The following is a 20,411-nucleotide window of genomic DNA, read 5'->3' as shown; positions in this document are numbered from 1 at the left end:
AGGGGGATCTTCACTGGAGCGCCGAGCAGGCCTTGCACCTACATCTCTCGTTTGGAGACGAGCATCTTTCCTTAGACGACCGACGCATCAACCCCCGCCCCTCGGGGCGGCGTTGCGAGATCAACTCTACCCCATCCCGATCATCGGAAGAAACCGTGCGGGGAACCGGTACCGGGAATCGGTGCGGGAGCGGCCGACGCCCGGGAAGGCCGTCCGGCCGGTCACAGCCGCCACAGGGGAGCGGCGTACCGCTCGGGGTGGGCGCCGATCAGCAGGGAGCGCAGGGCGGTCCGGTGCTCAGCGGGTACGCCGAGAGCTTCGGTGAGACGGCGGAACGTGGTGTGGGTGACCCCGCGGGCCCGCGCCTCGTCCTCGAAGGGCGCCAGCCGCCGTAGTACCGCGACGCGGTCGAGCGGCGCGGCGGCGCCCTCCCGGCCGCCCAGCCCGGCGGCTTTGTCGCGCTCGTAGTCGATCTCGGAGTATCCGAAGAGCTCCCGGCTGTACCGCTCGGCCTCGTCGAGGCTGGTGGTGGTCACGATGGCCTGGGCGAGCCGGTTGCGTTCGAAGGCGGCGTCGAGACCGGCCTCGTGAACGGCCGGGGAGCCGTCGGTGAGCGGCACCGCCAGCCCGGCGTCGCGGATCTCGCACAGCCCCCGTTCGCCCCGGGCGCCGGCCACGAGCATGGCGGTGGCCTCCGACGGATGCCACTCCATGACCGCGTGGACGGAGGAGACCTCCTCGGCCCCCAGGGTGTGGACCACCGGCCCCAGCCGCTCCCGCAGTACGGCCGGCGGAATCTCCCCGTCGAGCCCGGGCCCGGCGACCAGCAGCCGGACCTCGGCGTTGACCTGGGCACAGGCGGCGAGTGACAGCGCGTCGCCGAGTGGACTCCGCAATGTCGGCTCGTCGCCCCGCGCGAGGATGTCGCCGCCCACGTCCAGCAGATCGACGGAGTCCGGGGTCAGCCGCTCCACCAGCTCCTCGAGCTGGTGGATCATGCCCTCGACCCCGTGGTGCGGATCGATCAGGGCGAAGGTGTACGGAAGCTCCCGGGCGAGCCGCGGCAGTGTGGACCCGCCCGGTGGTACGGGCACCGCGTCGGCGGGCACGGCGTACACGCTGGGCGTCAGGGGCCGCAGCCCGGTGAAGTCGGCGGCGCCGCGCGGCCCGGGGAAGGGGTCGACGATGAGCCGGTCCCAGGAGTAGGTGAGGATCACGGCCGGTTCCCCGCCGCTGCCGTCCGCCCCGTACAGCACGTTGTCGATCACAGCGGCGGCAACCGCGTCCCCGCCACCTCCGCCCGCCACGATCAGCCGCGTCACGCGGCCAGCGTACGGCGCAACGCCCGATACCGCCGCCTCCCGCCCCTCGGCCGGCCCGCGCCGGCGCCCCGGCCGGCACGATGATCAAGGCCCTGATCCTGTGCCTGGGCCTTACGGTGACCGGGTACCTGGAACTCCTCGCCTATGTGGCGGACCCGGCGGGCCCCTGGGACACGGAAACCGTCTTCCACTCGAAGATCACCTCATGCCTGGCCCCGTTCTCCGCCCTTTTCACAGCCCAGCTCACCAGGCTCTTCATCCGCGCCGAGTGGCTTCGCCACTGGTGGCGGACCGTCCTCCTCCTCCTCCTGACCCTGGCCGCCCTGCTCCGCCTGACGGCCCTGGCGCCGCGACTCGGAGCGCGGGAGCGTTTCGCATACCGGCCCGTAGGCCTGGGCGCGAGGGCCAGGATCGTCCTGTGACGCATCCTGGCACCGACCTGACGTCCCTTCCCCTGCCGCCCGAGGCCCGAGACGCCCTGAAGAAGCCGCGGGAAGAACGCATCCACGCCCATGCCATTCGTGTTCCGGCCGCCTGGTGGAACGCGGCTCTCACGGAGCGAACGCTGCCAGGGGGACCGATCGGCGGAGAGACCAAGGGTGACGGGTACACCACCATCACCCGTTCCCGTCTCTTCTCCCTGGCTTCGGAGGCGGAGAGCGACGAGGAGATCCTCGGACTGCTCTGGCATGTGCTGGCCTGGGGCAGCGGCTCCAAACTCCGCCACAACCATCGCCGCCTCGTCGCGATTTCGCGGCAGCGCCAGGACGCGACAAACGCCCTCCGGACCGCCGCCCACCTGGCCCGCAACGACCCGGAGGCCGCCTACGCGAGGCTGACCAGCGCCGGCGGCACGCGTCCCCTACTGAAGTACCTGGGCCCGTCCTTCTTCACCAAGTACCTCTACTTCGCGGGAGCCGGCGCATCCGATCACCCTTGCGCCATTCTCGACAGCCGCGTCGCCATCACCCTCCGAAAGCGCTGCGGTTGGGCTTCGCTGTACGGCACCGGCCACTGGCCCGCCAAGACCTACGAGCGCTACTGCGGGCTGCTGTCACGGTGGGCGAAAACGGAAAGCGATCACGTCCAGCGCGAGGTGTGCCCCGACGAGATCGAGCGCTGGCTCTTCGACACCCGGCCGTAGACCGTGCCGAGTACGCGCACAAGCGCCACGGACAACAAGAAACCCCTCCGAGCGATCTCGGAGGGGGATTTGCCCTGGTGAGGGCTGCGGTGGCTGGCCCTGCCGGGCCTGGGCTGGGCCAGCTCGTGCTGCCTAGCCAGCGAGCGACGGTCTTGGCGCTCTCGGCCTCGTCGTTGAAGACCCAGCCGCACTTCAGGTTGTTGATGTACGTGTGCGGCTTGACGCAGATCGAGTAGCACGAGTAGTCGTCGTTGTCGTAGACCCGGAACGGAGCAGGGCTCGGCGTCGCCGATGGGACGCTGTCGATCTCGATCGACAGCCCGAGGCGGCGTCGGAGCGGGCGTGACCCCGCTGCTCGATCTGGGTGTGCCGTGCCCCATGCCTCGCTCGCCGAGCAGCGGAGGGCGCTCGGGAGCCTTGGAGACAAGCTCTCCTGAGACCGTTGGCGTACGCGTTGGCGTACTGAGCACGAAAAAGGCCCCGACGGGCGAACCCGTCGGGGCCTTTTCGCTGTACTGCGGCAGTGGCTGGGGCCGGGGTCGAACCGGCGACCTTCCGCTTTTCAGGCGGACGCTCGTACCAACTGAGCTACCCAGCCGCAGCGGTCCTGACGGGATTTGAACCCGCGGCCTCCACCTTGACAGGGTGGCGAGCACTCCAAACTGCTCCACAGGACCTTGCGTGTACGAGCACGAGTCTCGCACAGGATGGCATGCGCTCCCAACGGGATCTCTCTCGGTGGATTCGCATTCCCCGCGACCTTCGGGTGAGGGGCTCTTTCGGGCTCCGCCGCGTCGATGTCGCTGGATCAGCGTATCAGACCTCGGGGCGTGTTCTGACCGCTCACAGAGCCGGGCGGGGGAGGGGATGAACGGGCACCCGGGGGATGCGCCGAGGGGGAAACAAAAGCCGCAGGCCGCCCCGACGTGGGTCTGACCTGCGGCGATATGGAGATTCTGTGCCCCCAACGGGATTCGAACCCGTGCTACCGCCTTGAAAGGGCGGCGTCCTGGGCCACTAGACGATGAGGGCCGATGGCTCACCTGGGCGCCTGGTGGCGCTTTCGGGGACGCGAGAAGCATATGGGATGCCGGGGAAGTTCGCCAAAACGGTTTACCCGGTAGCGGGTGTCGATGTCGCGCCCGGTGCGTTCTCGGCCGGGAGATGGCGGCTGACCTCGGCCTTCGACAGGCCGAGACCGCCGAGGTCGATCTCGTCCCACGCCTGGAGCCGATGGGTGTCGCGGTCCAGGTAGAGGACCGACGCCTGGACCTTGTCGGGGTCGCCGTCGTCCACCGCGCGCAGTCCGCTACCGCCCGTGGAGCCCTCCGTCATCAGCCGGGTGCCGTGCGGGAGGACCTCCGTATCGCGGTGGTGGACATGGCCGGTGAGGGCGAGCGGGACGGTGCCGTCGGTCTCCCGGGCCGCGACCGGGTTGTGGGCGACGGCGATGTCCACGGGGCGGTCGCCCGCGGCCTTCCGGGCCCGGATCGCGTCGGCCAGCCGCCGTCCCGCGCGGTGCTCGGCCGCGTCGCCGGAGGCGGCGACCGAGCGGTCGGGGGTGAACTGGGGGTCGCCGATGCCCGCGATCCGCAGTCCGCCGACGGTGACCGCCTTGCCGTCGTCCACGACATGGACGCCCTTGCGCTTGGCGAGGTAGCGCTGGGTCGCCGCCGAGTCGTGGTTGCCGCGCACCCACACATACGGCGCGCCGAGGGTCGAGACCGGGTCCAGGAAGCCGTTCTCGGCGGCGGTGCCGTGATCCATCGTGTCGCCCGTGTCGATGATCACGTTGATCTTGTACTGCCGGACCAGCGAATCGACGATGTGCCAGGCGGCCGGGTTGAGATGGACGTCCGAGATGTGCAGCACCCGCATGGTCGTCGGGTCGGGCTGGTACGCGGGGAGGGTCGAGGTGACCTCGTACAACTGCGTGACGTTCGTCACCAGCCTGGCCAACTCCCGCTGGTAGACATCGAATTCCGTGACGATGCTGCGCGCGTTGCCGACCACCGACGGTGCGCTGGAGAGCAGCCCGGAGTAGCGCGGCTCCAGCACCGACTTCGGGTTCCAGGTCGCGTAGGCGGCGGCGCCCGACGCGGCGAGCAGCGAGAGCGCGAGGCCCCCGGCGGCCAGCGCCCGGCGCGGGCGGCGGTAGACGGCCAGGCCCAGCGCGGTGGCGCCGAACACCACGGCGGCGCAGGAGCGCACCGCGAGGTCCAGGGTGCCGTGGGCGACATCGCTCGCGACCTCCTCCTGGAGTCCGGAGAGCCGTTCGGGGTGATCGACGAGGGCTTCGGAACGGACCGGATCGAGCCGGTCCACATCGACGTCCAGCCGGACCGGGGCGTGATGGCTGTCGAGCTCGAGCGCGCCGAGCGGGGACACATTGATCTCGGTGCCGCCGACGAGGGACGGCCGCAGCGCCATCCGCGTGTCCATGGGGCCCACGGAGATGTGGACGCTGCCGACGGCGAGCAGCCCCATCCACGCCCCGAGGACGGTCACGACGGCCAGCCCGGCGGCCCGGACCAGCGGCCGGGGGCGCGCGGCGGAGTCGACCGCGGCGTCGTCCAGCCGTGGGGAGCGGCTGGGGCGCTTGCGTCGGGTGGGGCGTAGGGGAGCGGAGGGGGACGGGCGGCTGCGGTAGCGGCGGAAGGGGGAGGCGGCCGCAGCCCGTGCACGCTGAGCGGTGGCACGGAGCAGCCGGAGCGGTTCGCGGGCCATTGGGCCCGTATGCCCTGCCGCCCCGCCCCGCATTCCTGGACCCGTTCCGCCACCGGTTCCCGAAGCCGCCCCGGACGCGCCCCCGGGTCCGTCCTGGAACCGGAACGTTCGCCGGTTCGACGAAGTGGGCTACGCGCCGCGCCTTTCCGGGCTCGGCTGCCCGACAATGGCCACGTGTTGGAGATGACGCGCGAGGAGTTCGAGGAACTGGTCGCCGAGGCGCTGGACCGGATCCCGCCGGAGCTGACGCGGCTGATGGACAATGTCGCCGTGTTCGTGGAGGACGAGCCACCGGCCGACGACCCCGAGCTGCTCGGGTTGTACGAGGGGACGCCACTCACGGAGCGGGGCGAGTGGTACGCGGGCGTACTGCCGGACCGGATCACCGTCTACCGGGGGCCGACGCTGCGTATGAGCGAGTCGCGGGAGGACGTGGTCCAGGAGACGGAGGTGACCGTGGTCCACGAGATCGCCCACCACTTCGGGATCGACGACGAACGGCTGCACGCCCTCGGCTACGGCTGATCGCGTACGGCTGATCGCGTACCGCTGATCGGGTACGGCCGGGGCGCCCCCGGCCGTACGCGTTCCCGCACCCGTACCCGTTCGCGGCGGGGTACGGGGAGCATCGGGCGGCCCCGGCCGTCGGCCCGGTGCCCGGGTTCACCGCGTGCCACTCGCGTACCAGCCGTGTCGGGCGCGTGTCCTGGGCGGGGCGGGGCCAGTTGGGCAGTGCGTCACAGCCCTGCGGCCTGGAGGTGTCCCGCGCATGCCCGGATCCCCCGCTCCACGCACCGACGACCCGTCCCCCCGGTCCCCCCGGTCCGACCGTTCGGCGGGCGCCGGACGTGGCGCGTCCCGCGCCGGGCGTGCGCCGCGCATGACGGCGCGCGGCGCGGCGGTCGCGAGCCTCGTGGTGGCGGCGATGACCCTGGGCGGCTGCATGAGCATCTCGGACGACCCCGAGCGGCCCGACAAGCACCGCAGCTCCCAGGAGAAGGGCGGTTCGGACGAGTCCGGCGGCTCGGTGGTGCGGTCGGGCGGCAAGGGCCACCCGTACGCCGGTCACGAGCGGGGCGAGAAGGGGAGGAAGAAGGGCGAGAAGCGGAAGGGCGACGAGAGCGGGACGCCGTCGGCCACCGCGTCGGATTCCGAGGAGTCGCCCACGCCGTCGTCCGGGAAGAAGCACGGCTCGTCGCAGGACCGTCCGGCCCCGTCCCCGCCGCCGCAGCCGGGCGGCGGTGTGCCCTCCGGCCCGGCCCCGGAGCCCCACCCCACCACCGAGCCGCCGACCGCCTCGGACCCGAAGCCCACGCCGCCCGAGCCCACGTCCCCGCCCGCCTCCACGGACGCGCCCGCGGACTGACCGTGGCGGCCTCCGGCGGAAACCCGCCCCGGCGGCACGGGGCGGCGCTGGGGGTCCGGCGGAGCGCACAGGCAGAGCATATGAGGGAGGAGGTGGAGGGCGGATGGATCACAGGTGGAGTGAATTTGCTCTTGAGGGGTGGGAGTGCGTATGGTGGTAGATCGTTTGATCCCATTTGCCCGGCGCCTCATTGAAGTGCGTCGCGAGGCGCGTTCCTTCCCATCCTGTGGCTGACCGCATAGAGGCGGTTGTTTGCGACTCACACGGAGTTTGGGCGCGTGCCGAGACTCCGGAAGGTTTCGCATTTCGCATGTCCGTTTCCACTGATCACGCCGTCATGCCTGCCCACGACGAGCAGTCCGAGCAGCCCGTCCGGGCGCAGCAGGACCAGCAGGACCAGCTCGACCAGCAGGACCAGCTCGACCAGCCGCAGGACCAGAAGACCCCCGAGATCACCTTCGCCGACCTCGGGCTCCCCGAGCAGATCGTCCGCAAGCTGGCGCAGAACGGCGTGACCACGCCCTTCCCGATCCAGGCCGCGACCATCCCCGACGCCATGGCCGGAAGCGACATCCTCGGCCGCGGCCGTACCGGCTCCGGCAAGACCCTCTCCTTCGGCCTTCCGCTGCTGACCACGCTGGCCGGCGGCCACACCGAGAAGAAGCGTCCCCGCGGTCTGATCCTCACCCCCACCCGCGAGCTCGCGATGCAGGTGAGCGACGCGCTCCAGCCGTACGGCGATGTTCTCGGCCTCCGGCTCAAGGTCGTCTGCGGCGGTACCTCGATGGGCAATCAGATCTCCGCGCTGGAGCGCGGTGTCGACATCCTCGTCGCCACCCCGGGCCGGCTGCGCGACATTATCGACCGCGGCGCCGCCTCCCTCGACAAGGTCCAGGTCGCGGTCCTCGACGAGGCCGACCAGATGGCCGACATGGGCTTCCTGCCCGAGGTCACCGAGATCCTCGACCTGGTGCCGGCCGGTGGCCAGCGGCTGCTGTTCTCCGCGACGCTCGAGAACGAGATCGACACGCTGGTCAAGCGCTACCTGGTCAACCCGATCACCCACGAGGTCGACGCGGCGCAGGGCGCGGTGACCACCATGACCCACCACGTCCTCGTGGTGAAGCCGAAGGACAAGGCGCCGGTCACCGCCGCCATCGCCGCGCGCAAGGGCCGCACCATCATCTTCGTCCGGACCCAGCTGGGCGCCGACCGCGTCGCCGAGCAGCTCTGCGACGCGGGCGTACGGGCCGACGCGCTGCACGGCGGTATGACGCAGGGCGCCCGGACCCGCACCCTGGCCGACTTCAAGGACGGGTACGTCAACGTCCTCGTCGCGACGGACGTCGCCGCACGGGGCATCCACGTGGACGGCATCGACCTGGTGCTGAACGTGGACCCGGCCGGTGACCACAAGGACTATCTGCACCGCTCCGGCCGTACGGCCCGCGCGGGCCAGAGCGGCACGGTCGTGTCGCTCGCCCTGCCGCACCAGCGCCGCCAGATCTTCCGGCTGATGGAGGACGCGGGCGTGGACGCCTCCCGCCACATCGTGGGCGGGGCGGGCGCCTTCGACGAGGACGTGGCCCGGATCACCGGTGCCCGCTCGCTCACCGAGGTACAGGCCGAGGCGGCCGCGAACTCCGCCAAGCAGGCCGAGCGTGAGGTCCAGGACCTCACCCGGCAGCTGGAGCGGGTCCAGCGGCGGGCGGCCGAGCTGCGCGAGGACGCCGACCGGCTGGCCGCGCGGGCGGCGCGCGAGCGCGGCGAGACCGTCGTCCCCACGGCCTCCGCGGCCGCGACGGCGACCGGTGCCGAGACGGCCGAGGCCGGTGCCCCGACTGAGGCGGCGCAGACGGCCGGAGGGGCCGCGGAGTCCACCGCGGCGGTTCCGGCGCAGCGTACGGCCGAGCCCGCGTCCGTCGCCGCCGCCGAGGCCGCGGGTGCCGACGACGCGTCGCGCCGCTCCTCGTACGACCGCCGTGACGACCGCCGTGACGAGCGGGGCAACTTCGACCGCCGGGACCGCCGGGACGGCGACCGTGGCTTCGGCCGGGAGCGCCGTGACGACCGTGGTGGCTTCAACCGCCGGGACGACCGCGGTGGCTTCAACCGGCGCGACGACCGGGGCGACCGTGGCTTCGGCCGGGAGCGCCGTGACGACCGCCGTGACGACCGTGGCGGCCGTTCCTTCGAGCGCCGTGACGACCGGGGCGGCTTCAACCGCGACCGGCGCGACGAGCGTCCGTTCGGCCGGGAGCGCCGTGACGACCGTGGTGGCTTCAACCGGCGCGACGACCGCGGTGGCCGTTCCATCGAGCGCCGTGACGACCGGGGCGGCTTCAACCGCCGCGACGACCGCCGCGACGACCGTCCGGGACGTCCCTTCGAGCGCCGCGACCACGCCCACCGCGGCGGGGACCGTCCGTTCAACCGGGACCGCCGCGACGAGCGCCCGGCCCGCCGTGACGACCACCGCGGCGGCGGCACCGGCGGCCGGTCGCACGACCGCTCCTTCGACCGCCGTGCCGACAAGCCGCGCTGGAAGCGCAACGGCTGATCAGAACGGCTGACCCGGCGTTCGCCCGGAGCGGATGGGGGCCGTGCAACACCGCGCTGTTGCACGGCCTTTCGCTCCTGGAGGGTATTGGCTCGGGTCTTGGCCCCCGGCCGAGCTATGCTGCGGGGGTGCGGGTCATTAGCTCAATTGGCAGAGCAGTGGACTTTTAATCCATTGGTTCAGGGTTCGAGCCCCTGATGACCCACCGACGAGGCCCGTGCCCGGGCGATCCCGGCGCGGGCCTCGGCCGTACCGAGGGCCGGTGACACGGCCGGGCCGAGGACGGACGCCAGAAGACGCATGCGGGCGGAAACGACGGACGACGGACGACGGAAGTGGGGGCCGGGCCGTGATGCCACCGATGTGCGCGGTGTGCCGGTCGAAGCCGGAGCGCGACGGCCATCGCTTCGGCGGATTCACCGTGGTGTATTTCCGTCCGACCGCGGAGTACCCCGACGACTGGGCGGGCCATCCGGAGAACGCCGAGTGGTTCTGCCCCGCGCATCTGCCCCTCACCGAGGGGCTGACGGATCTGACGGCCCGCGAGGCGCTGGGCCGGATCCACGCCCGCGTCTCGTCCCGGAGCGACGGGCAGCCCCGCTGAAGGCGTCGCGTCGTACCCCACCTTGGCCGCATCGCGCGGTCATCCCCCAGCGATGAGCGAAAACTGACGGATTATTCCCCCACGGTCCACGATCGGACCATCGCGGACATCCGAATTTTCCGGAACCCGATCAGCGTATCTGACGATCCATCTGAAATGCCGTGGGACCCAGCCGGTGACCTGCGGCTTTGCCGCACTCGGCAGGGTCGCGCGGCCGGACTCCCGAGAGTTGTTCCGGGGCCGTGAGCCCGTCGTCACCGCAGGTCGTGATCGTTCGTCCCGTGCCCGAGCGGATGCCGAACGCGGTGCCTCCGCACAGTCTGATGCTGCTGATCTCTGCTTGCTCGACTTGCTCAGGAACGCTAAAGGAGACACCTCGTGCGACTCGCGACAACGACCCGCGGTTTCATCCCCGTCATCGCACTGGCGGTATCGGCATGGGCACTCTCCGTCCCCGCCTCCGCCGAGGAGAACGGGGGCAGGGGAGGGGGAGGCGGCAACGGATCGAGGCAGGTCCCCGTCCCCTGTGGGGACGCGGCGGCCCTGGTCGCCGCGGTGACCGCCGCCAACAACCAGCCGTCGGGCGGCGACGTCGCCCTGGTCGCGGGGTGCGTGTACACGCTGACGTCCGCGGCGGAGACCGGCGCCAACGGCTCCGACGGACTGCCCATCATCACCGGGAAGGTGACGATCACCGGCCTCGGCGCGACCATCCAGCGCAGCGCGTCGGCTCCGGACTTCCGTATCGCCGAGGTGGCCGCCGGGGGCAGCCTCACCGTCAGCGGTGTCACGCTGGCCAACGGCCGGGCCACGTCGGGAGGCGCCAGCGACGGCGGAGGCATTCTCGACCTCGGCAACCTGACGATGAGCCGGGCGACCGTCACCGGTAACACCGCGAGCATCCTCGGCGGAGGCATCGAGGTCGCCTCCGGTGCCAACGCGAGACTCTCGGCCACGGATCTGACGTACAACACGGCGGGAGACGGCGGCGGTATTCACATCAACACCCAGGCCAATGCCATTGTCAGCAGCGGGAACATCTCCGACAACACCGCGGAGAACACCGGTGGTGGCGTCGCGAACTACGGCACGACGACGCTGAGCAGCGTCGCGGTGAAGAGAAACCGGACGACCAACTTCGAAGGCGGCGGAGTCGCCACCTCCGTCGGCCCCCTCATCATCAGCGGGAGCACCATTCAGCAGAACACCGCCGGGAGCTTCGGCGGTGGCATCGCCAACCTCGGCAGCACACTGAGCGTGTCCGGCACCACGGTGTCCGACAACACCGCCACCCTGAACGGCGGCGGGCTGTTCAATCACGCGGGTTCCGCCCAGCTGACCGGGGACTACATCACGAGGAACACGGCCAATGGCGGCCCGGGGAACACCGGCGGCGGCATCTTCACCGACGGCGGTACGGTGACGCTCAACGCGACCCTGGTGACCGGCAACAACCCCGCGAACTGCCAGCCGGCTATGGGTACGTGCACGACCTGACCCATGGCCTGAAGGCTCGTCCGGTGCGGTGGCCCGTACCGCACCGGACGACGCCGAAAGTCCCCCGAAAACCCATGCGACCCTGGAAGCGATGCTTCCAGGGTCGCGCCGCTCTCCAGGGGAGAGTGAAAGGTCAGTGCTTGACCTTGATGTTCTTGGCCTTCGACTTGACCTTGGCCTTGGCCTTCACATGCTTCTTGGCCTTGTGCTCCTTGGCCTTGTGGTGCTTCTTCGCCTTGTGGTGCTTCTTGTCCTTGTGCTCCACCGGGGGCTCGACCGCGATGTTGGCGCAGTTGGGGCCGATGTTGATGTCGCCGCCCGGGGTGACTTCGGTGAGGCTGACGTCGGGGCCGATGTTGGAATCGCACTCGTTGCTCTGGGAGACCGAGCCGCCGGCGTTGGTGAAGTTGACGCAGTCCGGGTTGAGGTCGGTGTCCTCGGTGGTCTCGAGGTCGAGGTCGACATCCGGGCCGATGTTGGTGTCGCACTTGTTGGACTGGGTGACCCCGTCGTGGTGCGGGAACAGACCGTACGCACTCGCGCTACCTGCGCCACCGACGACCATCGTGCCCGCGGCCGCCGCGGCCATGAGAGCTACCTTCTTGCTGATCTGCATTGTGCTGGTGCCTCCATATCAGGTTTTCCGCGAACGATCCGCAGACACCCAATCAACGAGGTTTCCCCCCAAGAGGATCCGGCGTATACGGGAGCGTCACCCATGCGCCACAGTAAAGGTATATTCAGTCGATGGAGGCCATGGAAATTCACATTTCCCGTTTCCGACCCAGAAATGCGTGAACGCGACCCCCGGGACAAAGTAATCCCGGAGGTCGCGTCCATGACGAGAAGACGGACCCGAAGAAGCGAGGACCGAAGTGGGCCGAGGGCTTCTCCGCCAACGGCTCTGTGTGCCGCCCGCGGTCTTACGCGGTGCCCGCCTTCTGCTTGGCCTTCCCCTTCGCGGGAGCGGACCCGGCGAGATTGGTGCAGTTCGTCTCCTGGATGACCTCTCCGGTTCCGATCGTGATCGGGCCGAGGACCGAGGTCGTCTTGCAGTCGTTGGACTGCTTGGTCACACCACCCGACTTGCTGATGTTGGTGCAATTGGTCCGCTGCGTGACATCGGCTCCGGTCAGGTTGACCGTAACGGGGCCGATGACGGAGTGGGTCCGGCAGCGATTGCTCTGCTCCGAGACACCGGATTCGGCGTAGTTGACGCAATTGGTCTCGGTCGTGATGTCCGACGTCGCCAGCGTGACCCCGCCGATGGCGGAACTCGTGTTGCAGCGGTTCTTCTGGCTGCCTCCGCCATTGGGGGCGGCTCGGTGGGCGGCGCTGTCGTCGGCAGCATCGGCTCCCCCCGCGCCGCCGATGAGCAGCACCCCCATGGCCGCTACAAGAAGTGCCGTCCTCTTGCGCATATGCATAAAGAGCCTCCGTGGATTCTTGGCTGTCTCAGCGAACATCGGACACATGACGGCGGTCGCTGGAAAGCCATTTACGTAGCAGCGGCCCTGGAAGGGGAGTTTCCAGGGCCGCGGGTCCCAACGGGCCCGCAGTGTTCCCGCGGGCGCGGGAACACTGCGAGATGGTCAACGACTGAGCCGGTCAGTTGTCCGAGACGGCGATGTTGGCGCACTTGGCGCCGATGTTGGTGTCACCCTCGGGGGCGAAGGTCGCGTTGCCGCCGAGGTCGGCGGAGGTGCTCGTGTCGCAGTGGTTGCTCTGGGTGACAGCGCCGTCGTTGCGGTTGGTGAAGTTGATGCAGTCGGCGCCGATGTTGATGTCGCCCCCGGGAGCCAGGGAGGCATTACCCCCGGCCAGGAGGCCGGTGGTGGTGTCGCAGTGGTTGCTCTGAGAGACGGCGTCGCCGTTGCTGTGAGCCAGGGCGCCGCCCGAACCCCCGATGACCAGAGCGCCGGCAGCAGCGGTCAGGAGAATTGCCTTCTTGCCGATGTTCACTTAATTCCTCCGTCTGGGTTGCTCCGCGAATTCACGGACGTCTGGCACAACGAAGCTCATCAGTTAAGGCTTCGGCCCACCACTCAGCTTCACCCGTCCGGCATAGCGCGACTTCCTCGGCGCGTGTTCCCCGCGATTCCCGCAATCGATACCGGGAGAAGTGGCATTTGGAGCAGTGCGGAGCTCCGATGCCTCCTTATAGAGAAAGGCGGAGGGGGCCGGAGGGGCCGGGGAGGGGTCCGCGGCGATGGATCAGGGTCCGGGCGGGCAGCTCACGGGCGCGGTCCGCCGGTGTGACGCCCGGCGCGGACGAGTGATACATCCGGGTGCGCCGACGCAGGAGTATGTGAGGCACAGTCACATCGACAGCTTCGCCGAACCGCAGCGCGGTCCGTGTTCACGCCGCTACGCTACGTACGCGAAGCGGTCGCCCGGGGGGCGCGGCGCATCAAGGCCGGGAGGCGGGAGGACGGACATGGGGCACTCACGAGCGGGCGGAACCCCCGCCGAGCTGATGGACGGGCTGCTCGCCCGCGCGCAGAACGGGTTCGAGATCGGCGAAGCGGTGCTGACCCGGGCGCGCGGCGCCCTGATGCACCAGTCCGAGCTGCGTTCCTGTCGCCAGTGCAACGATCCGTCCGGCCCGCTGGGCTACCGCACCTACCGCCATGTCTTCCTGCTCCCCGACGGCAGCAGCCTGCTGCTGTGGGAGCTGGAGCACAGCACCGGCCCGGACGACGGCCCCCACCACGAGCTCTACGCCGACGAGAACGCCCTCGCGCTGGCCGAACGGCGGGTGCACGAGCGCATCGGCGGTGCCCGCTGGGAAGAGCTCGACGGCTTACCGCTCTGGCTGCCCGAGCAGCTGCTGCACCAGGCCGCCGAGCCCGTGGAGTCCCCCCGCGCCTACGTGGCCGACAACTCGGCCGACCACGCACGCCGGGTGCTGCGCCGCGCCGAGAACCCCGATCGGCCGGGCGAGGAGACCGAGCGGCTGCTGGAGACCGCGTTCGCCCATGACATCGCCCTGGCCCCCAAGCCGCGCCGCCGCTCCGGCGGTCCCGACACCACCTGGTGCCGCTTCTACGAGCACGCCTTCCTGCTGGCCGGAGGAGACGAGGTCGTGCTGTGGGAGCTGGAGCACAATCTGACCCACGACGGCCGGCTGGTGTGCGAGGTCTATCTCGACGAGGTGTCGGCGGAGCTGGCGGCGGACCGCCGTGCCCGGGCGCTCGGCGTCGATCTCTGATCCGCTCCGCGCCCTTCTGCGCGCCCCCGGGCGGGCCTGCCTCGCCCCCGATGCCGCGCCTCGCCCGGAGCCCGTACGGACCCGCTCAGACCTCCGTAGCCCGCCTCTGCCCCGACCACCCACCCGCCCACCCACATGGACGACACCGATTCGCCTGGCGGCCCGTCAGCCGGAAGCCTGGAGTAGTGACGGGCGGCGGCCGCGAGGACCGAGCGCTCCGGCTGCGGACCAGCGAAAGCGGGAGAGACCGGTGCGGGTGCGAGGGAACGGGGCTCGTACGAGCGCCCGTACGGAGCGGGGTAGGACCTGGGCGCGCCTGTCCCGGTCCCGTGCGCGCCCCCGGACCCGCCTCCATATGCTCGTCGACACCCGCGTCCCGAACGGGCCCGCCGGGGCCACCGGGTCGGCCGGTGAGTCGTCCAAGGGGACGTCAGGCCGGCGGCTGGCGCACTGGATCCCCGGGCTTCTGATCGTCGGCGGCGTCGTCTTCGACCTCGGCTCCCCGGCCAACTACACGGCGGGCCCCTTCCTCGCCGCCGCCCCGCTCGTCGCCGCTCCGCTCCTCCGGCTGTGGGAGACCGTCACCACGGCGGTCTTCGCCATCGCCGCCGCGGTCGCGCTGGCCGAGGGGCACGGGGCGAAGGATCCCAGCCAGGCCCTGTCCGAGATCATCACGGTCGCGACCGTCACCTCGCTCGCGCTCGTCATCAACCGCCTCGTACGCCGCAGCGACCGGCGGCTGGCCTCGGCGCGCGGTGTGGCGGAGGCGGCCCAGCGCGCCGTCCTGCCCGTACCGCCCGCCCGGCTGGCCGGGCTGGACGTCGCGGCGCGCTATGTGGCCGCGGAGAAGTACGCCGCGATCGGCGGTGACCTGTACGCGGTGCAGGACACCCCGCACGGGGTCCGCCTGGTCGTCGGCGACGTACGCGGCAAGGGGCTCCAGGCGGTGGAGACGGTCGCGATCCTCATCGGCTCCTTCCGGGAGGCGGCGGAGCAGGAGACGACGCTGGAGGGGCTGGCGGGGCGGCTGGAGCGGGCGTTGCAGCGCGAGGGCGCGCGGCGGGCCGACCTCGAGGGGTTCGAGGGGTTCACCACGGCCGTACTGGCCGAGATCCCGCGCGGCGATTCGACCCTCCGGGTGATCAACCGCGGCCATCCGCCGCCCCTGCTGCTGGAGGACGGCGAAGGGGGAGGGGGAGGTGCCGGGGGCAGCCGGATCGACGGGGACGGCTGCGCGGTGCGCCGGGTGGAGCCGGAGGCATCGGCGCTGCCGCTGGGGATGGGGGAGCTGGGCGGCTGGCCGGACCGGGTGACGGAGCTGAGGTTCGCCGAGGGCGCGACCCTGCTGCTCTTCACGGACGGGGTGACGGAGGCGCGCGACCGGGAGGGCGTGTTCTACGACCCGGAGGACCGGCTGCGCGGTCACCGTTTCGGCGGCCCGGGGGAACTGCTGGACGCGCTGGTGGCCGATGTCGAGCGGCATACGGGCGGCGGGACGACGGACGACATGGCGCTGCTCGCGCTGCGCCGCCGCTCCACGGGATCGGTCCGGGGGAACGGGCGGTACGCCGGCGGAAGCGGCAAAGGTGAGGGACTGGTGAAGGGGCCCGGCCACGGTCCGTAGTCGTAGGTTCCCTCTGTGCATAACAATTGATGCACGATCAGCGCTTCTTGGGTTTTGCCAACCCTTTCCCAGGGGGCCGACTCGCCCCTATCTGTCCAGACTTGGTCGCTAAGTTCATGGCAAAGCTGCGCCGATTCCTCGGAACAGCTTGGAATCACATAGCGCTCTCTATTAACGTTCGATAACGCAGCGCGGTCGTCACAGCCGTCGCCAGGGCGGCACCGTGCGCCGTCGCCGAATCCCATAACGCACAGCGGCAGCAGCATCACCGCACCACAACAGCACCGAGGGAACCGGGGAACCACCACCTTGGGGTGAATCGGGTCGAACCTGACCCGTAGGAGACCTTCCTGCTCCGAACCCGTCAGCTAACCCGGTAGGCGAGAGGGAAGGAAAGGAGTGCGCCCCCGTGGCGTCCAACAGGTCTGTCCTGGACGAGGCTCCATACCGCGCATCGGGCGGCGGTCTCGGCACCGCAACCGCCTACGGGCCCGGTTTCGATGCCAGTGGAGGCATGAGGTCCGGTGGCGGATCCGCCACCGAAGGGGACTTCGCCGCCGACGGTGACCGTGGGGAGTTCGCGGCGGACGCCGCCGACGGCCCGGCGGGCCCGGGACTCGACCCCGAGCCCTGGGAGGAATGGAACCCCACCGAGGAATCCGTCGCCTCCGTGCGCGGCCGGCACCGCGTGGTGAAGCAGCGGGGCGGGACGATGGCGCGCAGTGGCGCCGTCCTCGGCGTCGGTGTCATCGCGGCCGTCGGGGCGGGCGGGATGGCGAGTGCCAAGGACCGTCCGGCGGCCCCCATATCCATGCCCGACCTCGCCCATGTCGCCGACCAGGTCGCGGACCGGCTGCCGGACGCCAAGGACATCCCGGGCATCGGCTCGCTGGTCGCCGACGACGACGGCGGTTCCGCGACCACGAACGCGGCCCCCCTCTCCCAGGTCGGGCTGACCTCCCAGGACGAGGCGAGCGGCACCACCGACGCCGGTGAGGCGCTGCGCGCCCGCATCCTCAAGCAGGCCGAGAACCAGCAGAACTCCGCGGACGAGGACGAGCGGACCGCCGCCGCCAAGGCCGCCGCCCAGAAGGCCGCGGACAAGGCAGCCGACGATGCGGCCGAGCGGAGGGCCGCGGCCACCGCCGCGAAGAAGGAAGCCGAGCGGAAGGCCAAGGAGGCCGCCGAACGCAAGGCCGAGGCCGAGCGCCGCGCCAAGCTGGCCGCCTCTTACACCCTCCCCGTCGCGTCCTACACCCTGACCGCGGGCTTCGGTCAGGCCGGTGACATGTGGTCCGCCGACCACACCGGCCAGGACTTCGCCGCCCCGACCGGCACCCCCGTCAAGGCGGTGCACGGAGGCACCATCACCCAGGCGGGCTGGGCCGGTTCGTACGGGTACCGCATCGTGCTGAAGCTCGATGACGGCACCGAACTCTGGTTCTGCCACCTGTCGTCCATGGTCGTCACCTCGGGCAAGGTGACCACGGGCGATGTGATCGGCCGCGTCGGCGCCACCGGCAATGTGACCGGTCCGCACCTCCACCTCGAGGTGCGCCCCGGCGGCGGCTCCCCGATCGACCCGATGCCCTGGCTGCGCGAGCACGGCCAGAACCCCTGATACCCCTCCCCTGATCCTCTGGGTATCCCCGATACTCCGGCGGTCCTGGCGCTCTCTCCCCCCTTGACGCCAGGGCCGCCGGTTCGTTCCGCCGCGGGGTCCGGAACAAGCTCCCCGATACGGGTGTTGAAGCACCGCATGGCTGACAACAAGCAGAGGATCGGCGACCTCTCCGTCTCCCCGCTCTCCCTCGGCGGGAACGTCTTCGGCTGGACCGCGGACGAGGCCGAGTCCTTCACGGTGCTCGACGCCTACGCCGCCGCGGGCGGCAACTTCATCGACACCGCCGACGTCTACTCGGCCTGGGTGCCCGGCAATCAGGGCGGCGAGTCCGAGACCGTCCTCGGCAACTGGTTCGCCTCCCGCGGCAACCGCTCCGACATCGTCCTCGCCACCAAGGTCGGCGGCGGCTCCCCGCAACGCCGCGGGCTCTCCCCGGCCGCCATCAGGTCCGGTGTCGAGGACTCCCTGCGGCGGCTGCGCACCGACTACATCGACCTCTACTACACCCACTACGACGACCCGTCGGTGTCGGTGGAGGAGATCGCCACCACCCTGGACGCGCTGGTCCGGGAGGGCAAGGTCCGCGAGATCGCGGCCTCCAACATCGGTGCCGAACGGCTCGACTCCTTCCTGACCTTCTCCGCCCAGGAGGGCCTGGCCCGCTACGCCGCCCTCCAGCCCCACTACAACCTGGTCTCACGCGACACCTTCGAGGGTGACCTGGCCGACGTGGTCACCCGCCACGGTATGGCGACCGTCCCTTACTACGCACTCGCCTCCGGCTTCCTCACCGGCAAGTACCGCCCCGGCACCGCGGTCGACAGCCCGCGCTCCACGCGTGCGGCCGAGCACCTGGAGACGGAGCGCGGCAGGAAGGTCCTCGCCGCCCTGGACGAGGTGGCCGCCCACCACGGCGCGGAGCACGCCACGGTCGCCCTGGCCTGGCTGGCCGCCCAGCCCACGGTCGCCGCCCCGATCGCCAGCGCCCGCACCCTCGCCCAACTCCCGCCCCTGCTGGCAGCGGCGGACCTCACCCTGACCCAGCAGGAGCTGGATCTGCTGACGAGGGCCTCGGCCTGAACGGAGTGCGGCGGGCGGACCATACGGACCGCCCACCGCACCAACCCTACGAAAACCCTACGAACTCTACGGACGCCGATCGGCAAGAGCCCAGGAGGCGAGGGCGACCCCACCGGCGACGGCGAACACCGACGGCCAGGCCCCGACCTTCTTGGCGAGGGGATGCGATCCGGCGAAGGCGGCGAGGTACATCCCGCTCAGCGCGGCCGCCGTCCCGTTCCCGGCCTTCTCCCGCCACCCCCGGGCGGCCACGGCTCCAGCCGCCGCCAACGCCACCCCGCCCAAGGGCCGCTTCCTGGTCCACCGGGCCACCCCGTACCCCCCGACCAACCCACCCGCGGCCACCACGCCCGCCGGAACTCCAGCCATCTCCGACCTCCACTCCGAGATTGAGATTCCTGAGCCCGACCCTACGCAGAGTTCTCCGGCGCCAGGTGCCGACGCGACAACAGCCCTGGTGAGCTACCTCAGCCCAACCGCCGGCCCCGCACGGCCGCAATGAAGTCCCCCCAGGCACGATCGGAAAACGCCAGCACGGGTCCGCCAGGGTCTTTGGAGTCGCGCACAGCGGTCCGGTCGCCCCCATGACGCGCAGACTCTACGCAGTTGCCTCCTGCGCCATTGCTATAGCTGCTCTTGTGCCACATGAGAGGTGGTATCTCAGTCATCGTTAGCCCCTACTTCGCCTGTCTGATCAGATCGGCCGATCGCTGAGGACTCAAGGACATGGCACGGAGGTTGTCAAATGCCTTAGTGTATCGAGCAATGTCTTCCGGACACTCCAGATACACAGCGTCCGTCAAGCCATCGCGGTACACGACATCGGGATCGCCCTGCTCCGGGAACTCCAAGATGGTGAAGGCTCCGGCAGCGGGGTAGCTTCCAGCGTCGAACGGCAGCACCTGGATGGTGATGTTCTTCAGCTCCCCCATCTTCAGGAGGAGCTCGAACTGGCCGCGCATGACCTTCGGGCTGCCGATCACATGTCGCAGCACACTTTCGTGCACGATGGCCCACAGGTCGGGCGGTGTGGTGCTGGTGAGCAATTCTTGCCGCTCCAGCCGTACGCCGATCAAGCGCTCAACCTCGTCTGCATCTGAAGGAGGCGTGGCGAGGTGGAGTTCACGAGCGTAGTCAACCGTTTGAAGCAGACCGGGGACGAACTCACACTCGTACGTTCGTAGCCCCGAGGCTGCCTGTTCGAGCCCTACGTAGACCGAGAACCAGCCGGGGATGGCATTGCCATAAGCATGCCACCAACCGCGCATCTTCGATTGCTTGGCGAGGTCCTTGAGGAGTTCGCGAAGTTCATCCGACGTTCCGTAGAAGCGACAGAGTGCATCCACGTCCGATGGCTGTACACGACCCTGACCGGTCTCGAGGCGGTTGACCTTCGAACCACTCCAGTCCAGTGCCTTGCCCACTTGATTGCACGTGAGCCGATGCTCCTCCCGGAGTTTCTTGAGCTCGATCGCCAGGCGGCGTCGTCGAGCGGTGGGTGATCCAGACACGCGAACTCCTCGGGTTGTCAGGGTCGTTCAGTCTTGCCGGGCGGCTGGGCCCACGTCAGTCACTCGATCGAGCGAATCCGTATATGCACATTGCACGAGGGGATGTGCGCTGCCATGCTTTCACATGGAGTAACTAAGCGC

At 70.2% G+C, this 20,411-nt stretch carries 19 protein-coding genes, 5 tRNA genes and 1 riboswitch; of the genes, 12 read left to right on the top strand and 12 right to left on the bottom strand.

What is annotated here, in order from left to right; all coding sequences use genetic code 11:
* Nucleotides 1-14: 14 nt before the first annotated feature.
* Together HUT19_RS18680 and HUT19_RS18675 are read right to left on the bottom strand one after the other, a co-directional pair.
* Nucleotides 15-86: transfer RNA gene (locus HUT19_RS18680), tRNA-OTHER, on the bottom strand.
* Nucleotides 87-221: 135 nt separating this feature from the next.
* Nucleotides 222-1,322 (bottom strand): DUF1152 domain-containing protein, encoded by a 1,101-nt coding sequence (locus HUT19_RS18675; protein WP_176181581.1) that lies wholly within the window; start codon nt 1,320-1,322, stop codon nt 222-224.
* Nucleotides 1,323-1,402: 80 nt separating this feature from the next.
* Between HUT19_RS18675 and HUT19_RS18670 the strand changes: the two genes are divergently transcribed.
* Together HUT19_RS18670 and HUT19_RS18665 are read left to right on the top strand one after the other, a co-directional pair.
* A complete protein-coding gene (locus HUT19_RS18670) occupies nt 1,403-1,744 on the top strand; it encodes a hypothetical protein (RefSeq protein WP_176181580.1) in 342 nt (113 codons plus the stop codon).
* The gene (locus HUT19_RS18665) at nt 1,741-2,466 is read left to right on the top strand and encodes a hypothetical protein (protein WP_176181579.1); all 726 of its coding nucleotides are present in this window, start codon (nt 1,741-1,743) and stop codon (nt 2,464-2,466) included. Before HUT19_RS18670 ends, HUT19_RS18665 begins: the two co-directional genes overlap by 4 nt.
* A 524-nt stretch (nt 2,467-2,990) precedes the next feature.
* Here the strand turns inward: HUT19_RS18665 and HUT19_RS18660 are convergent.
* The 4 genes from HUT19_RS18660 to HUT19_RS18645 form a co-directional block, all read right to left on the bottom strand.
* A tRNA-Phe gene (locus HUT19_RS18660) sits at nt 2,991-3,064 on the bottom strand.
* Nucleotides 3,065-3,068: 4 nt separating this feature from the next.
* Nucleotides 3,069-3,143, bottom strand: a tRNA-Asp gene (locus tag HUT19_RS18655).
* A 282-nt stretch (nt 3,144-3,425) separates the two neighbouring features.
* A tRNA-Glu gene (locus HUT19_RS18650) sits at nt 3,426-3,498 on the bottom strand.
* An 81-nt stretch (nt 3,499-3,579) separates the two neighbouring features.
* Nucleotides 3,580-5,193: a metallophosphoesterase gene (locus HUT19_RS18645; RefSeq protein WP_176181578.1), complete on the bottom strand. Its 1,614-nt coding sequence runs from the start codon at nt 5,191-5,193 to the stop codon at nt 3,580-3,582.
* A gap of 174 nt (nt 5,194-5,367) precedes the next feature.
* On the opposite strand from HUT19_RS18645, the gene HUT19_RS18640 reads away from it, so the two are divergent.
* The 6 genes from HUT19_RS18640 to HUT19_RS18615 all read left to right on the top strand — a co-directional run bounded on the left by HUT19_RS18640 (nt 5,368) and on the right by HUT19_RS18615 (nt 11,220).
* Nucleotides 5,368-5,718, top strand: coding sequence for a metallopeptidase family protein (locus HUT19_RS18640; RefSeq protein WP_217712268.1), 351 nt, complete (start codon nt 5,368-5,370; stop codon nt 5,716-5,718).
* A 244-nt stretch (nt 5,719-5,962) separates the two neighbouring features.
* Entirely contained in the window at nt 5,963-6,559 is a 597-nt protein-coding gene (locus HUT19_RS18635; protein WP_176181577.1) for a hypothetical protein, read from the top strand.
* A gap of 310 nt (nt 6,560-6,869) precedes the next feature.
* The gene (locus HUT19_RS18630; RefSeq protein WP_176181576.1) at nt 6,870-9,119 is read left to right on the top strand and encodes a DEAD/DEAH box helicase; all 2,250 of its coding nucleotides are present in this window, start codon (nt 6,870-6,872) and stop codon (nt 9,117-9,119) included.
* A 132-nt stretch (nt 9,120-9,251) separates the two neighbouring features.
* Nucleotides 9,252-9,324 (top strand) — tRNA-Lys (locus tag HUT19_RS18625).
* 144 nt (nt 9,325-9,468) lie between these two features.
* Nucleotides 9,469-9,723 (top strand): hypothetical protein, encoded by a 255-nt coding sequence (locus tag HUT19_RS18620; protein WP_254885641.1) that lies wholly within the window; start codon nt 9,469-9,471, stop codon nt 9,721-9,723.
* Between the two features lie 378 nt (nt 9,724-10,101).
* Complete coding sequence (locus tag HUT19_RS18615; protein WP_176181575.1) at nt 10,102-11,220, top strand: right-handed parallel beta-helix repeat-containing protein; 1,119 nt, start codon at nt 10,102-10,104, stop codon at nt 11,218-11,220.
* Nucleotides 11,221-11,353: 133 nt separating this feature from the next.
* On the opposite strand, the gene HUT19_RS18610 is transcribed toward HUT19_RS18615, so the two are convergent.
* The 3 genes from HUT19_RS18610 to HUT19_RS18600 form a co-directional block, all read right to left on the bottom strand.
* Complete coding sequence (locus HUT19_RS18610; RefSeq protein WP_176181574.1) at nt 11,354-11,836, bottom strand: hypothetical protein; 483 nt, start codon at nt 11,834-11,836, stop codon at nt 11,354-11,356.
* A 307-nt stretch (nt 11,837-12,143) separates the two neighbouring features.
* A complete protein-coding gene (locus tag HUT19_RS18605; protein ID WP_176181573.1) occupies nt 12,144-12,647 on the bottom strand; it encodes a hypothetical protein in 504 nt (167 codons plus the stop codon).
* Nucleotides 12,648-12,828: 181 nt separating this feature from the next.
* A complete protein-coding gene (locus tag HUT19_RS18600) occupies nt 12,829-13,182 on the bottom strand; it encodes a hypothetical protein (RefSeq protein WP_176181572.1) in 354 nt (117 codons plus the stop codon).
* Nucleotides 13,183-13,657: 475 nt separating this feature from the next.
* Here HUT19_RS18600 and HUT19_RS18595 point away from each other — a divergent pair, with 475 nt between their 5' ends.
* The 4 genes from HUT19_RS18595 (at nt 13,658) to HUT19_RS18580 (ending at nt 18,759) form a co-directional block, all read left to right on the top strand.
* Nucleotides 13,658-14,431, top strand: a complete 774-nt coding sequence (locus tag HUT19_RS18595) for a DUF6227 family protein (RefSeq protein WP_176181571.1) — start codon at nt 13,658-13,660, stop codon at nt 14,429-14,431.
* A 355-nt stretch (nt 14,432-14,786) separates the two neighbouring features.
* The gene (locus tag HUT19_RS18590; RefSeq protein ID WP_176181570.1) at nt 14,787-16,055 is read left to right on the top strand and encodes a PP2C family protein-serine/threonine phosphatase; all 1,269 of its coding nucleotides are present in this window, start codon (nt 14,787-14,789) and stop codon (nt 16,053-16,055) included.
* Nucleotides 16,056-16,277: 222 nt separating this feature from the next.
* Nucleotides 16,278-16,453: riboswitch (cyclic di-AMP (ydaO/yuaA leader) on the top strand.
* An 11-nt stretch (nt 16,454-16,464) separates the two neighbouring features.
* Complete coding sequence (locus HUT19_RS18585) at nt 16,465-17,676, top strand: M23 family metallopeptidase (protein ID WP_254885640.1); 1,212 nt, start codon at nt 16,465-16,467, stop codon at nt 17,674-17,676.
* A 138-nt stretch (nt 17,677-17,814) separates the two neighbouring features.
* Entirely contained in the window at nt 17,815-18,759 is a 945-nt protein-coding gene (locus tag HUT19_RS18580; RefSeq protein WP_176181569.1) for an aldo/keto reductase, read from the top strand.
* A 66-nt stretch (nt 18,760-18,825) separates the two neighbouring features.
* On the opposite strand, the gene HUT19_RS18575 is transcribed toward HUT19_RS18580, so the two are convergent.
* The 3 genes from HUT19_RS18575 to HUT19_RS18565 form a co-directional block, all read right to left on the bottom strand.
* Nucleotides 18,826-19,128 (bottom strand): hypothetical protein, encoded by a 303-nt coding sequence (locus HUT19_RS18575; RefSeq protein ID WP_176181568.1) that lies wholly within the window; start codon nt 19,126-19,128, stop codon nt 18,826-18,828.
* 98 nt (nt 19,129-19,226) lie between these two features.
* Nucleotides 19,227-19,427, bottom strand: coding sequence for a DUF397 domain-containing protein (locus HUT19_RS18570; protein ID WP_176181567.1), 201 nt, complete (start codon nt 19,425-19,427; stop codon nt 19,227-19,229).
* A gap of 9 nt (nt 19,428-19,436) precedes the next feature.
* The gene (locus tag HUT19_RS18565; RefSeq protein WP_176181566.1) at nt 19,437-20,270 is read right to left on the bottom strand and encodes a helix-turn-helix transcriptional regulator; all 834 of its coding nucleotides are present in this window, start codon (nt 20,268-20,270) and stop codon (nt 19,437-19,439) included.
* Nucleotides 20,271-20,411: the final 141 nt, after the last annotated feature.

This window comes from Streptomyces sp. NA02950 (assembly GCF_013364155.1).
In the GTDB taxonomy this organism is placed as follows: domain Bacteria; phylum Actinomycetota; class Actinomycetes; order Streptomycetales; family Streptomycetaceae; genus Streptomyces.
This window is presented reverse-complemented; position numbering and strand designations above follow the sequence as displayed.

Excerpts from the sequence above, each read along its gene's own strand:
- HUT19_RS18630 (WP_176181576.1), top strand. The coding sequence starts at position 6,870 with ATGTCCGTTTCCACTGATCACGCCGTCATGCCTGCCCACGACGAGCAG.
- HUT19_RS18645 (WP_176181578.1), bottom strand. The coding sequence starts at position 5,193 with ATGGCCCGCGAACCGCTCCGGCTGCTCCGTGCCACCGCTCAGCGTGCA.
- HUT19_RS18590 (WP_176181570.1), top strand. The coding sequence starts at position 14,787 with ATGCTCGTCGACACCCGCGTCCCGAACGGGCCCGCCGGGGCCACCGGG.
- HUT19_RS18605 (WP_176181573.1), bottom strand. The coding sequence starts at position 12,647 with ATGCATATGCGCAAGAGGACGGCACTTCTTGTAGCGGCCATGGGGGTG.
- HUT19_RS18595 (WP_176181571.1), top strand. The coding sequence starts at position 13,658 with ATGGGGCACTCACGAGCGGGCGGAACCCCCGCCGAGCTGATGGACGGG.
- HUT19_RS18670 (WP_176181580.1), top strand. The coding sequence starts at position 1,403 with ATGATCAAGGCCCTGATCCTGTGCCTGGGCCTTACGGTGACCGGGTAC.
- HUT19_RS18575 (WP_176181568.1), bottom strand. The coding sequence starts at position 19,128 with ATGGCTGGAGTTCCGGCGGGCGTGGTGGCCGCGGGTGGGTTGGTCGGG.
- HUT19_RS18580 (WP_176181569.1), top strand. The coding sequence starts at position 17,815 with ATGGCTGACAACAAGCAGAGGATCGGCGACCTCTCCGTCTCCCCGCTC.
- HUT19_RS18570 (WP_176181567.1), bottom strand. The coding sequence starts at position 19,427 with ATGACTGAGATACCACCTCTCATGTGGCACAAGAGCAGCTATAGCAAT.
- HUT19_RS18610 (WP_176181574.1), bottom strand. The coding sequence starts at position 11,836 with ATGCAGATCAGCAAGAAGGTAGCTCTCATGGCCGCGGCGGCCGCGGGC.
- HUT19_RS18635 (WP_176181577.1), top strand. The coding sequence starts at position 5,963 with ATGCCCGGATCCCCCGCTCCACGCACCGACGACCCGTCCCCCCGGTCC.